The sequence below is a fragment of the Streptomyces sp. NPDC058985 genome, from assembly GCF_042740985.1.
Lineage (GTDB): Bacteria > Actinomycetota > Actinomycetes > Streptomycetales > Streptomycetaceae > Streptomyces.
In genome coordinates this window covers 36,913-49,384 of the sequence record NZ_JBHYJX010000057.1, presented here as the reverse complement: position 1 = coordinate 49,384, position 12,472 = coordinate 36,913, and the positions used below count along the sequence as shown (strand labels likewise).

Sequence of the window (12,472 nt, the reverse complement as noted above, 5' to 3'; positions counted from 1 at the left end):
GCGCCGTGCCGTCGGTCCGACGGCCCCCGGCGCGCACCGGTGCACCTCACATCTGGGACATTTTTCTATGCGTAAGAAGACGTTCGCCGCGGCGGCCCTGCTCGCCGCCGCCTCCCTGACCCTGTCCGCCTGCGGCAGCGGCGCCGACAGCGACAAGCCGGTCACCATGGTCTCCGAGGACACCGCCCAGCAGGCCGCCACCGTCCTCGACAAGCCCTTCGAGAAGCCCGACCTCGTCCTCACCGACACCCAGGGCAAGAAGTACGACCTCCGTGAGCAGACCGCCGGACGGCCCACGCTGGTCTACTTCGGCTACACGCACTGCCCCGACGTCTGCCCGCTGACCATGAACAACATCGCCGTGGCCAAGAAGCAGCTGTCGCAGGCCGAGCAGGACAAGCTCCGGGTCGTGTTCGTCAGCACCGACCCGGAACGGGACACCCCGGCCGCGCTGGGCAAGTGGCTCAAGGGCATCGACCCGCAGATCGTCGGCCTGACCGGCGACTTCGACACCATCCAGGCCGGCGCCCGCACCCTCGGCATCTCGATCGACCCGCCGGCCAAGGACAAGAACGGCAAGATCGTCTCGACCCACGGCACCCAGGTCGTCGCCTTCTCCCCGAAGTCCGACGCGGGCTACGTCCTCTACGGCGAGGACGCCACGGTCGACGACTACACCAAGGACCTCCCCAAGCTCGTCAAGGGAGAGAACCCGTGAGCGGCCGCGGCACCCGCCCCGCCCTCGCGGCCCTCGCGGTGATCGGCACGCTGGCCCTCGCGGGCTGCGGCGGCGCGGACTCCGGGGCCTCCGGGGCCTCCGGGGCCTCCGGGGCCGAACTCTCGGTCGGCGCCGCCTACATACCGCAGCCGGTCTCCGCCTCGATGGCCGCCGGATTCCTCACCATCACCAACGAGGGCGACTCGGACGACGAACTGACCTCGGTCACCAGCGAGGCCGGCGACGTCACCGTGCACGAGACCGTCGACGGAACGATGAAGGAGGTGGACCGCCTCAAGATCCCCGCACACGGTCAACTCGTGTTCAAGAGCGGCGGAAACCACCTGATGTTCGAGAAGCTGAAGCAGCAGCCGAAGCAGGGCCAGTCGGTCACCGTCGAACTGCACTTCGCCCAGTCCGACCCCGTCACGGTCAAGGTGCCCGTGAAGGCGGCCACCTACCAGCCCACCGGACACTCCGCACACACCGGAAACTGACCGGACCGAGGGAGGGACCACCTTGACACAGACCATCGCCCCACGCTTCCGGACCCTGGTGCTGCTGCTCCTGGCCGCGGCCTGCGCGCTGCTCGCCGGCGCCGGACCGGCCTCCGCGCACGCCGCCCTGACCGGCAGCGACCCCCAGCAGGGGGCGGTGGTCGACCGGGCTCCGGCCCAGGTCTCGCTCACCTTCTCCGAGTCGGTCTCCCTGGACGACGACTCGCTGCGCGTCCTGGACCCCAAGGGCAAGCGCGTCGACGACGGCAGCCCGTCCGGCACGGGCGGCACGACGTACTCCGTGAAGCTGCACACCGGGCTGCCCGACGGCACCTACACGGTGACCTACCAGGTGGTCTCCGCCGACAGCCACCCCGTCGCCGGCGCCTACACCTTCTCCGTCGGAGCCCCGTCCGACACCTCGGTCTCCGTCTCCGCCCAGGAGGCGGGCGGCGGGTTCGTCGGCACCCTCTACAGCTTCGGCCGGTACGTGTCGTACGCCGGGTTCGCCGTGCTGGTGGGCGGCGCCGCCTTCGTGCTGGCCTGCTGGCCGCGCGGCTCCGGGGTCCGCGTCGTCCAGCGGGTCGTCGTCTCCGGGTGGCTCGCGCTGACCGCCGCCACCCTCATGCTCCTGCTGCTGCGCGGCTCCTACACCGGTTCCGGTAAGGCCGGTGACATCGTCGACCTGAACCTGCTCGGCGAGGTGCTGCAGACCAAGACCGGCGCCGCGCTGATCTCCCGGCTGCTGCTGCTCGCGGCCGCCGCGCTGTTCGTCGCCGTGCTCTTCGGCGCCTACGACAAGCGGGAGGACGAGGAGAAGAAGGACCTCACCTTCGGGCTCGCGGTCGGCGGGTCCGTCGTCGCGGCGGGCCTCGCGGCGACCTGGGCGATGTCCGAGCACGCCTCCGTGGGCCTCCAGGCGGGCCTCGCCATGCCGGCCGACATCGTCCACCTGATCGCCGTGGCCACCTGGTTCGGCGGACTCACCGCACTGCTCGTCGCGCTGTACCGCGGCCCCGCGGACACACCGGTCCCGGCCGTCGCCGTACGCCGGTTCTCGCGCGTCGCCTTCGGCAGCGTGGTCGCGCTGGTGGTGACCGGTACGTACCAGTCCTGGCGCCAGCTGGGCTCCTGGACGGCCTTCACCGACACGCGGTACGGACAACTGCTCCTCGTCAAGATCGGGCTCGTCGCGGTACTGGTCGGCATCGCCTACCTCTCGCGCCGGTGGACCGCGCAGCTGGCGGGGGCGGCGGCCCCGGGCGTGGTCCGGCAGCGGGGGCAAGGGGAGAAGCACGAGAAGGGCCAGAAGGGCCAGAAGGGCGAGAAGGACGAGAAGGACGAGAAGGCGCAAAAGGAGCGGGTGGGCGCGTCGTCCGGCCGGGGAAACGGGAAGGCGAAGACTTCCGGGAAAGCGGCCGCCTCCGACAATGCGGCGGCTTCCGGCAAGGCGGCAGCCTCCGGCAAGGCGACCGGTGGCTCGAAGGGCTCCGGGGGCGCCAAGGGGGCCGGTGCGGGTGCCAAGGGGGCCGGTGCGGGTGCCAAGGGGGCCGGAGGCGGGAAGGGTTCCGGGGCCGCGAACGGCTCCGGCGGCTCCCAGCGTGCCGCTCAGCTCGCCCGGCAGCGCGCCGCCGTGGACGCCGCCCGGCAGAAGCGGCAGCGGGACGCCGACCCGAACCGCTTCGGACTGCGCCGCTCCGTGCTCGCCGAGGCGGGCGTCGCCGTCGTCCTGCTGGCCGTCACCACCGTGCTGACCCAGACCGAGCCAGGCCGGACGGAGCAGGAGGCCAAGGCCACCGGCGCCTCCTCCGCCACCACGCCCGCACCATCCACCGGCGCGGTGACCCTGGACATGCCCTTCGACACCGGCTCCCAGAACGGCAAGGGCGTCGTACGGGTCGAACTCGACCCCGCCCGGGTCGGCGCCAACGACCTGCACCTCTACGTCGAGCGCCCGGACGGGACAGCCTTCGACATACCCGAGGTGAAGGTCGCCCTGACCCAGGAGTCCAAGGACATCGGGCCGCTGCCCGTCGCCCCGGACCACATCACCACCGGCCACTGGTCGGCGAGCGGAGTGCAGATCCCGATCGGCGGCGACTGGGAAGTCTCGGTCACCGTGCGGACCTCCGACATCGACCAGGTGACCGTCTCCAAGAACGCGCAGATCGGCTGAACCGCACCATGTCTGACCAGACCACTCCGGAAGCTCTGAACGCCGAGACCGCCGAGACCGCCGCCCGCGAGGGTGTCTCGCGTCGGCGGCTGCTCGGCACCGCCGGTGCCACGGGGCTCGTACTCGGCGCGGCCGGCGGCGCCACCGGCTACGCCGCCGCCCCCTCCACTGCGGCCGCCCCGCTCACCTCGCTGGGCAGCGGGCGGGCGATGTTTCACGGGAAACATCAGCCCGGCATCACCGACCCCATGCAGGCCTGCGGCCATCTCGTCGCCTTCGACCTGACGGCCGGAGCCGGACGCAAGGAGGCCGCCGCGCTGCTGCGCCGCTGGTCCGACACGGCGCGCCGGCTGATGGCGGGCGAACCGGCCGGGACCCGTGACACGGACGTGGCCCGGGACTCGGGGCCCTCCTCGCTGACCATCACCTTCGGTTTCGGGTACAGCTTCTTCGGCCGGACCGGCCTGGACGGACAACGCCCGGTCGCCCTCGACCCCCTCCCCGACTTCTCCTCCGACCACCTCGACAGGAACCGCAGCAACGGCGACCTGTGGGTGCAGATCGGGGCGGACGACTCCCTGGTCGCCTTCCACGCCCTGCGCGCCATCCAGCGGGACGCCGGAGCCGCCGCCCGCGTCCGCTGGCAGATGAACGGCTTCAACCGGTCACCGGGCGCCACCGCCCGCCCCATGACGGCCCGCAATCTCATGGGACAGGTCGACGGCACCCGCAATCCGAAGCCGTCCGAGGCCGACTTCGACCAGCGGATCTTCGTCCCCGACCAGCCGGGGAGGAACGAGCGGGCTTGGATGGCGAACGGCTCCTACGCCGTCGTACGCCGGATCCGCATGCTCCTGGACGACTGGGAGAAGCTCTCGCTCAAGGGCCAGGAGGACGTCATCGGCCGCCGCAAGTCGGACGGAGCGCCGCTGTCCGGGGGCGGCGAGACGACCGAGATGGACCTGGAGAAGACGGACAAGGCGGGGAACCTCGTCGTCCCGATCAACGCCCACGCCCGCATCACCCGGCCCGACCAGAACGGCGGCGCGGCCATGGTCCGCCGCCCCTTCTCCTACCACGACGGCTTCGACACCGACGGTGTCCCGGACGCGGGCCTGCTCTTCATCTGCTGGCAGGCCGACCCACTGCGCGGCTTCGTACCCGTCCAGCGCAAGCTGGACCGGGGCGACGCCCTGTCGCAGTTCATCCGGCACGAGGCGAGCGGCCTGTTCGCGGTGCCGGGCGGGGCCGCGGAGGGTGAGTACGTGGGCCAGCGGCTGCTGGAGGGGTGAACCGGCGGGACCCGGGAGCAACCGGGTCTCACCCGCGTCTCACCCGCGCGAGGGGCCGGTATGAGACACGTGAGCCGTGTCTCCCCGGGCCCATTAGGGTGAGGTCATGCCAGCCAGTTACGCGTATCTCGGCCCTGAAGGCACCTTCACCGAAGTCGCCCTGCGCACACTTCCGGAGACGGCGACCCGGGAGCTGGTCCCGTACGTTTCGGTCCAGTCCGCGCTCGACGCGGTGCGCACGGGCGAGGCCGAGGCCGCGTTCGTGCCGATCGAGAACTCCGTCGAGGGCGGCATCACCACCACCCTCGACGAGCTGGTCGCCGGCCAGCCGCTGATGATCTACCGCGAGGTGCTGCTGTCCATCACCTTCGCGCTGCTGGTCCGCCCCGGCACCAAGCTGTCGGACGTCAAGACGGTCACCGCCCACCCGGCCGCCCAGCCCCAGGTCCGCAACTGGCTCAAGGCACACCTCCCGGACGTCGCCTGGGAGTCCGCCGCGTCGAACGCGGACGGCGCCCGCCTGGTCCAGGAGGGGCGGTACGACGCCGCCTTCGCCGGCGAGTTCGCCGCGGCCCGTTACGGTCTTGAGGTGCTGGAGGCCGACATCCACGACGCGGAGAACGCGCAGACGCGCTTCGTGCTGGTGGGCCGTCCGGCCCGGCCCGCGGCCCCGACCGGCGCGGACAAGACGTCCGTGGTGCTCTGGCAGCGGGACGACCACCCCGGTGGCCTGCGTGATCTGCTGGGCGAGTTCGCCACCCGGGGCATCAACCTGATGTTGCTCCAGTCCCGGCCCACCGGCGCGGGCATCGGCAATTACTGCTTCTGCATCGACGCGGAGGGTCATATCTCCGACCGCCGGGTCGCCGACGCGCTGATGGGCCTGAAGCGGACCTGCCTCCAGGTGCGCTACCTGGGCTCGTACCCGCGCGCGGAGGTCGGGGTCGCGGACGTGGACGCGCTGCTGCCGGGCACCTCGGACGAGGCGTTCGTCGCGGCCGCGGACTGGGTGGCGCGCTGCCAGGACGGCCGGTTCTGACGGCCGGTTCCGACGGCCCCGTGCGACCGGTCCTACCTGCTGATTTTCGTTATCCACAGGAGTTATCCACAGGTCTGCATCTCGACCTGGGGACAAGTCGACAACGTAAGGGCATTCAGTCGACATATCCCCCTACAGCCCCCCACTTCGTCCACAGAGGCCCAAGCCACCCTTCGTCCACCTGTTTCTTGCACCCCATCCTCCGGAGTGACACCGGGTGTCCCGTTTCCACTCGAAAGTGCAGGCATGGAGGGTTTGGACAGGCCGCCCCCAGGAATTGGGAATGATCACTTCCGAGAGTCCACAGATCTTTCGCACAGCCTGTGGATAACTTTTTCGGGCTGTGGATTCCTGTGGGTAGTCACGCCTCAAGTCCCGTTCCCCACAAGGAAATCCGGTCAACCCGTCGTCCCTCAGGTGCCTCGTTCCAGGGATGCCGCAGCATTTCATTGACCGGCCGCACGGAACGTGAGACGCGCGTTCGGCAATAGTGGGTCGAGACCCGTCACCGCACACCGGTAGCCTTGACCGCGTGATTGACCTTCGCCTGCTCCGTGAGGACCCCGACCGTGTGCGCGCCTCTCAGCGCGCCCGTGGAGAGGACGTCGCGCTCGTCGACTCCCTCCTGTCCGCCGACGAGCGACGCAGGTCGTCCGGCGTGCGCTTCGACGAGCTGCGCGCCGAGCAGAAGGGCCTCGGCAAGCTCATCGGCAAGGCCTCCGGCGACGAGAAGGCGGAGCTGCTGAAGCGCGCCGAACAGCTGAAGACCGACGTCAAGACCGCCGACGCCGAGCGCGACGCGGCCGACGCCGAGACGCAGGAGCTGCTCCAGCGGCTCGGCAACCTCGTGCACCCCGACGTCCCCGTCGGCGGCGAGGAGGACTTCGTCACGCTGGAGACCCACGGCACGCACCGCGACTTCGCAGCCGAGGGCTTCGAGCCCCGCGACCACCTGGAGCTGGGCCAGCTGCTCGGCGCCATCGACGTCGAACGCGGCGCCAAGGTCTCCGGCTCACGTTTCTACTTCCTGACCGGCGTCGGCGCGCTCCTGGAGCTGGCCCTGGTCAACGCGGCGATCGCGCAGGCCACGGCCGCGGGCTTCACCCCGATGCTGACCCCGGCGCTGGTCCGCCCCCAGTCGATGGCCGGCACCGGCTTTCTCGGCCAGGCCGCCCAGGACGTCTACCACCTCGACAAGGACGACCTGTACCTGGTCGGCACCTCCGAGGTCCCCCTCGCCGCGTACCACATGGACGAGATCCTCGACGCCGACCGCCTGCCGCTGCGCTACGCCGGCTTCTCGCCCTGCTTCCGCCGCGAGGCGGGCTCGCACGGCAAGGACACCCGGGGCATCTTCCGCGTGCACCAGTTCGACAAGGTCGAGATGTTCTCCTACGTCCTCCCCGAGGACTCGCAGGCCGAGCACCAGCGCCTGCTGGAGTGGGAGAAGCAGTGGCTGACGTCGCTGGAGCTGCCGTTCCGCGTCATCGACGTCGCCTCGGCCGACCTGGGCTCCTCGGCCGCGCGCAAGTACGACTGCGAGGCGTGGATCCCGACCCAGGGCAAGTACCGCGAGCTGACCTCGACCTCGGACTGCACCGAGTTCCAGTCCCGCCGGCTGTCGATCCGGGTCCGCGAGGACCGGAAGGTGCGCCCGCTCGCCACGCTCAACGGCACGCTGTGCGCCGTCCCGCGCACGATCGTGGCGATCCTGGAGAACCACCAGCAGGCCGACGGCTCGGTGCGCGTGCCCGAGGTGCTGCGTCCGTACCTGGGTGGCCGGGAGGTCCTGGAGCCGGTGAAGAAGTGAGCGACACCGCCTCCGCCACGGATCCCGGCACCGGTGGAGCCGGGTCCTTCCCGTACCGGCTGATCGCGACCGATCTCGACGGCACGCTGCTGCGCGGCGACGACACGGTCTCGGGGCGCACCCGGGACGCGCTCGCCGCCGCCACCTCGGCGGGTGCCGCCCACATCGTGGTGACCGGCCGGGCGGTCCCGTGGACCCGGCACATCCTCGACGACCTGGGCTACGACGGTCTGGCCGTCTGCGGCCAGGGCGCGCAGGTCTACCACGCCGGCGAGCACCGGCTGCTGACCTCGGTCACGCTGGACCGCCAGCTGGCCGGGGTGGCGCTGGCCAAGATCGAGGCGGAGACCGGGCCGCTGTACCTGGCGGCGAGCCGCGACGGCCTGGACGGCGACGTCCTGGTCGGCCCGGGGTACGAGGTCGGCGGCGATCTCCCCGCGGTGCCCTTCACCGACGCCTCCGACTTGTGGTCGGCGCCGCTGAACAAGATCTACATCCAGCATCCGACTCTGTCGGACGACGAGCTGGCCGAGGCGGCCCGGCGCACCGCGGGCGGCTTCGTCACGGTGACCATGGCCGGCGCGGGCATCGTCGAGCTGCTGCCGCTCGGGCTCTCCAAGGCGACCGGGCTGTCGCTGGCGGCCCGCCGGCTGGGGCTGAAGGCGGCGGACACGATCGCCTTCGGCGACATGCCCAACGACGTCCCGATGTTCGGCTGGGCCGCCCGCGGCGTGGCGATGGCCAACGCCCACGAGGAGCTGAAGGCGGTGGCCGACGAGGTGACGTCCTCGAACGACGAGGACGGTATCGCGGTGGTCCTGGAGCGTCTGTCGGGCTGATCCGCCCGGCACGGAGCCCACGAGCCGGACGGCGCCGACGTCCCCGTCGGTCGGCCCACGCGAGGCATCCCGCGTGCTCGAAGCGGCCGCCCGATGCGCCGGCGCCGTCCGGCCTCGTGCATCCACCACAATGCCGCCGCGGAAAGCCGGGCGCCACCGATTAAAGGCGGACATACGCCGCGTCAGCTCCGGCGCCACCTGCGGCGTCTGGCCTTGCTGAAGAACCAGCCGGCGGGCGGCTCGTCGGAGCGCCACGGCTGCGGCTCCGGCTTCTCGCGGCGCCAGCGGGCGGCGAGCATCCGGGCGCGGGCCGAGGGCTCGGAGGTGCCGGCCTCGCGCACGAACTCCTCGTCGAGGACGAGGCCGTCCCAGCCGTCGTCACCGGCGCTGTGCCCGGCGCCGCCCCTGGTGGCTTCCTCGCCGCCGTCCCGCGGTCGTCCGTGGCCGTCCTGCTGAGGTGTCTGGCCCGCCATCCCGGTCCTCCCAGCCCCGTGTCCCCCGTGTGTTCCCCGTTCTCTTCCCGGCCCAGTGTGCCCGGGCCGGGGTGAAGGCCCCGTCAGGTCGAGGCCCCGCCGGGCCGGGGCCCACTCACTCCTCGCCGGCGAGCGTCAGTGACCTGAGCTTCTGGCCCGCGTACCAGGTGGCGAGGACGGTCACGCCCACCAGCAGCGCCGTCGCGGTCGGCAGGCCGACGTCGGAGGTCACCAGGTTTCCGTCGGCGACCTTCTGGGCCACCGCCAGGGACCACTGCTGGACGCTCAGCGTGCGGGCGCCCGGCACCAGGGAGCCGAACAGGGCCTCCCACACGAGGGCGTAGACGAGCCCGAAGACCACCGCGTGCCGGGACACCGTGCCCAGCAGCAGGAACAGCGCGGCGTAGGCGATGGAGGCGACCAGCGCGGCGATCGTGTAGGCGACGGCGATCTGCTGACCGTTGCCGTTGAGGATCAGGCCGGCGAGGAACGTGGGTACGGCGGAGAAGACCATCGTCACCGCTATGGCGACGATCAGCTTGGTGAAGATGATCGTCGGCCGTTTGATCGGCTTGGACAGCAGGTACACCACCGAGCCGTCGTCGATCTCCGGACCGATCGCACCGGTGCCGGCGATGACGCCGATGATCGGCACCATGGTGGCCAGGGCGAACCCGCCCAGCACGTCCGCCGCGGTCTGGTCGTCGACTCCGGCCAGCGCGCGCACCGCGACGGCGATGACGAGCAGCAGCAGGGGCAGCACGCCGAGGATGAGGGCCCGGCGGCGGCCGAGCAGGGCTCGGTAGGTGAGCCGGGCGACTGTGGGGTCGTACATTCTTCGGCCTCCTACGCCGCGACGAGGTACGAGAAGACGGACTCGAGGGACTCGTCGGACGGCGAGACCGTGAACAGCCGGATGCCGTGGTCGCGGGCGACCTTGGGCAGCAGGGCCGTGAACCGTCCGAAGTCGACGGCCTGGACGCGCAGCGCGCCTTCGGCGAGGTCGACCTCGATGCCGGACGTCGACGGGTCGGCGATCAGCGCGGCCGCGAGAGCGCGGTCGTCGCTGGAGCGCACCAGGTAGCGGTGCGGCCGGTCGGTCATCAGGCGGCGGATCTTGCGGAAGTCGCCGCTGGCCGCGTGGCGTCCGGCGACGATCACCTCGATGTGCCAGGCGAGCTGTTCGACCTCTTCGAGGATGTGTGAGGAGAACAGCACGGTGCGGCCCTCGTCGCCCATGCGCCGCAGCAGATCCATCAGCTGCATGCGCTGGCGCGGGTCCATACCGTTGAACGGCTCGTCGAGCAGGAGCAGGGACGGCTGGTGGACGAGGGCGGAGGCCATCTTCACGCGCTGCCGCATGCCCTTGGAGTAGGTGGCGATCTTGCGGTCCTGCGCGTACTCCATCTCCACGGTGGAGAGCGCTTCCTGTGCCGCCTTGGCGCCGAGGCCGTGCAGTTCGGCGTTGGCCAGGACGAAGTCGCGGCCGGTGAGGAAGTCGTACATCGCCTCGCGCTCGGGGACGATGCCGATGTGCTTGTAGATGGCCTCGTTGCGCCAGACCGGCCGGCCGTCGAGGGTGACGCTGCCGGTGGAGGGGGCGAGGAAGCCGCCCATCATGTTGATGAGGGTGGACTTTCCCGCGCCGTTGGGGCCGAGGAGGCCGGTGACGCCGGGGCCGATCGTCATGGTGATGTCGTTGACGGCGACCACGTTGCCGAACCAGCGGGAGACGTGGTCGATGCTGAGGGTGCTCACAGTCCCACCTTCTTGTAGCGGCGCACCAGCAGGCCGTAGGTGCCGGCGATCAGGCCCAGGGTGACGAGGACGAAGACCAGGCCCTCGCCGTTGCTCGGGCCGACGCCGCCCGGGAAGGCCGAGGTGGCGCCGAGGAAGGCGGACTGCACGCCGTCGATGAGGGTGATGGGCGAGAACAGGCCGATCCAGGAGACGGCCCCGGAGCTGCCCTGGACGTCGGCGATCGCCTGGAGCGTGGAGACCGCGCCGTAGGTGATGGTCAGGACGGCGATGACGGCCGCGATGCCGAAGCCGCGGCGCGGGGTGACCGAGGCGACGACCAGGCCGAGACCGGCGAAGAGCAGCGAGAGCAGTGCCACGGAGACGAGTCCCTGTGCGAACCCCTTGGTCTGGTCCGCGAAGTCGAGTTTGGCGAGCAGCGCGCCCACATAGAGCACCAGGAGGGGTGCGGCGGTGAGGATGAACAGGGCCGAGGACAGCGCCGCGTACTTCGCGCGGACGTAGTCGGAGGTCTCGATGGGCCGGGAGAAGTACAGCGGCACGGTCTTGAAGCGCAGGTCGCGCGAGACGGACTGGGGGGCCTGTGAGGCGACGTACAGGCTGATGACGGCCTGGAGGACGATCGCGTAGCGGGTGTAGTCCACCGGCAGGTCGTTCGCCTTGGTCGCGACGGCGACAGCGACCATGATGGCCGCGGGCAGGCACATCACCACGAACAGCAGCATCGGCAGCACCTTGGACTTGGCCGAGCGGCCGAGGCCGTAGGCGCCGCGCAGGGACTGCGAGTACAGCGAGCGGCGGGCGTAGGCGCGGCCGAGGCGGGGGCCGTCGTAGTTGCGGTAGCCGATGTTGTGGATGCGGGTCTGGTCACCCGGGACCGTGGCTGTGGGCTGTTCAGCTGCCATGGCCGACCGCCTCCTTCCGTGCTTCGTCGCTGTCCTTGAAGACCTCCGAGATGTGGTGCCGGCGCTGTTCCATCCGGACCAGGCCGAGGCCGAGGTCGGCGATGACGTCCCGGACCAGGTCGTAGGTCTCCTCGCCGGAGGCGGTGAGCAGCAGGACGTGGCCGGCGCCGGGGAGGCCGCTGCCGTCCTGGACGGTCACTCCGCGGGCGTCGAGCGCGTCGCGCACCGCGCGGGTGCCGTCGGGGTGTTCGTCGGTGTCGGTGACCTCGATGGCGAGGGTCGTCGTGTTCTGCGTGAAGTCCGTGGTGGAGCTGGAGCGCAGCAGCTTGCCGCCGTCCACGACGACGACGTGGTCGCAGGTGCGTTCCAACTCGCCGAGCAGGTGTGAGGTGACCAGGACGGAGATGCCGAAGTCGGTGTGGATGCGGCGGATGAGGCCGAGCATCTCGTCCCGGCCGACCGGGTCGAGGCCGTTGGTCGGCTCGTCGAGGAAGACCAGCTGGGGGTCGTGCACCAGGGCCTGGGCGAGCTTCACGCGCTGCTTCATGCCGGTCGAGTAGCCGCCTATGGGCCGGTAGCGCTCCTCGTAGAGGCCGACGTGGCGCAGGGTGTCGGCCGTACGCTCGCGCGCGGCGGTGGGCGGCAGGCCGGACATGCGTGCCATGTGGACGACGAACTCGGTGGCCGAGACGTCGGGAGGCAGGCAGTCGTGTTCCGGCATGTAGCCGACCCGCTCGCGGATGGTGGCGCCCTTGGTGGCGACATCGAGTCCGAGCACTTCGGCCCGGCCCTCGGTGGCGGGAGACAGACCCAGAAGGATCTTGATCAGGGTGGACTTGCCGGCGCCGTTGGCACCGACGAGTCCGGTCACACCGGGTCCGACATCCACGGAGAGCCGGTCGAGCGCGGTCACCCGGGGGAACCGCTTGCTCAGGCTTTCGGTCGCGATCACAGTCACATCCACG

The 12,472-nt window shown here is 71.0% G+C and carries 12 protein-coding genes; 7 read left to right on the top strand and 5 right to left on the bottom strand.

Translation table 11 applies throughout. From position 1 onward, the window contains the following. Window positions 1–67: 67 nt before the first annotated feature. From ACFW01_RS33965 to ACFW01_RS33935, 7 genes are all read left to right on the top strand, one after another. Entirely contained in the window at window positions 68–718 is a 651-nt protein-coding gene (locus ACFW01_RS33965; protein ID WP_234956385.1) for an SCO family protein, read from the top strand. After that, the gene (locus ACFW01_RS33960) at window positions 715–1,215 is read left to right on the top strand and encodes a copper chaperone PCu(A)C (RefSeq protein ID WP_384510064.1); all 501 of its coding nucleotides are present in this window, start codon (window positions 715–717) and stop codon (window positions 1,213–1,215) included. Before ACFW01_RS33965 ends, ACFW01_RS33960 begins: the two co-directional genes overlap by 4 nt. A gap of 22 nt (window positions 1,216–1,237) precedes the next feature. Next, a complete protein-coding gene (locus ACFW01_RS33955; RefSeq protein ID WP_234956389.1) occupies window positions 1,238–3,391 on the top strand; it encodes a copper resistance protein CopC in 2,154 nt (717 codons plus the stop codon). An 8-nt stretch (window positions 3,392–3,399) separates the two neighbouring features. Further along, window positions 3,400–4,683 carry an iron uptake transporter deferrochelatase/peroxidase subunit gene (gene efeB / locus ACFW01_RS33950; protein ID WP_234956391.1) on the top strand — a complete coding sequence of 428 codons (1,284 nt, stop codon included), beginning with the start codon at window positions 3,400–3,402 and terminating at the stop codon, window positions 4,681–4,683. Window positions 4,684–4,789: 106 nt separating this feature from the next. Next, a complete protein-coding gene (gene pheA, locus ACFW01_RS33945; protein ID WP_122616501.1) occupies window positions 4,790–5,722 on the top strand; it encodes a prephenate dehydratase in 933 nt (310 codons plus the stop codon). Window positions 5,723–6,254: 532 nt separating this feature from the next. Next, complete coding sequence (serS, locus tag ACFW01_RS33940; protein WP_234956393.1) at window positions 6,255–7,532, top strand: serine--tRNA ligase; 1,278 nt, start codon at window positions 6,255–6,257, stop codon at window positions 7,530–7,532. Further along, window positions 7,529–8,371, top strand: coding sequence for an HAD family hydrolase (locus ACFW01_RS33935; RefSeq protein ID WP_384510059.1), 843 nt, complete (start codon window positions 7,529–7,531; stop codon window positions 8,369–8,371). The genes serS and ACFW01_RS33935 overlap by 4 nt, the downstream gene beginning before the upstream one ends. Before the next feature lie 182 nt (window positions 8,372–8,553). On the opposite strand, the gene ACFW01_RS33930 is transcribed toward ACFW01_RS33935, so the two are convergent. The 5 genes from ACFW01_RS33930 to ACFW01_RS33910 all read right to left on the bottom strand — a co-directional run bounded on the left by ACFW01_RS33930 (window position 8,554) and on the right by ACFW01_RS33910 (window position 12,459). Then, the gene (locus tag ACFW01_RS33930; RefSeq protein ID WP_384510056.1) at window positions 8,554–8,844 is read right to left on the bottom strand and encodes a hypothetical protein; all 291 of its coding nucleotides are present in this window, start codon (window positions 8,842–8,844) and stop codon (window positions 8,554–8,556) included. Window positions 8,845–8,959: 115 nt separating this feature from the next. Then, entirely contained in the window at window positions 8,960–9,679 is a 720-nt protein-coding gene (locus tag ACFW01_RS33925) for an ABC transporter permease (protein WP_234956399.1), read from the bottom strand. Between the two features lie 11 nt (window positions 9,680–9,690). Beyond that, window positions 9,691–10,602, bottom strand: a complete 912-nt coding sequence (locus tag ACFW01_RS33920) for an ABC transporter ATP-binding protein (RefSeq protein ID WP_234956401.1) — start codon at window positions 10,600–10,602, stop codon at window positions 9,691–9,693. Next, complete coding sequence (locus ACFW01_RS33915) at window positions 10,599–11,507, bottom strand: ABC transporter permease (RefSeq protein WP_234956403.1); 909 nt, start codon at window positions 11,505–11,507, stop codon at window positions 10,599–10,601. Before ACFW01_RS33915 ends, ACFW01_RS33920 begins: the two co-directional genes overlap by 4 nt. After that, complete coding sequence (locus ACFW01_RS33910) at window positions 11,497–12,459, bottom strand: ABC transporter ATP-binding protein (RefSeq protein ID WP_234956656.1); 963 nt, start codon at window positions 12,457–12,459, stop codon at window positions 11,497–11,499. Before ACFW01_RS33910 ends, ACFW01_RS33915 begins: the two co-directional genes overlap by 11 nt. Between the last annotated feature and the right edge of the window lie 13 nt (window positions 12,460–12,472).

What these genes read in the sequence shown, in the direction of transcription:
- ACFW01_RS33965 (WP_234956385.1), top strand. Translation starts at nt 68, where the DNA reads ATGCGTAAGAAGACGTTCGCCGCGGCGGCCCTGCTCGCCGCCGCCTCC.
- efeB (WP_234956391.1), top strand. Translation starts at nt 3,400, where the DNA reads ATGTCTGACCAGACCACTCCGGAAGCTCTGAACGCCGAGACCGCCGAG.
- pheA (WP_122616501.1), top strand. Translation starts at nt 4,790, where the DNA reads ATGCCAGCCAGTTACGCGTATCTCGGCCCTGAAGGCACCTTCACCGAA.
- ACFW01_RS33930 (WP_384510056.1), bottom strand. Translation starts at nt 8,844, where the DNA reads ATGGCGGGCCAGACACCTCAGCAGGACGGCCACGGACGACCGCGGGAC.
- ACFW01_RS33925 (WP_234956399.1), bottom strand. Translation starts at nt 9,679, where the DNA reads ATGTACGACCCCACAGTCGCCCGGCTCACCTACCGAGCCCTGCTCGGC.
- ACFW01_RS33915 (WP_234956403.1), bottom strand. Translation starts at nt 11,507, where the DNA reads ATGGCAGCTGAACAGCCCACAGCCACGGTCCCGGGTGACCAGACCCGC.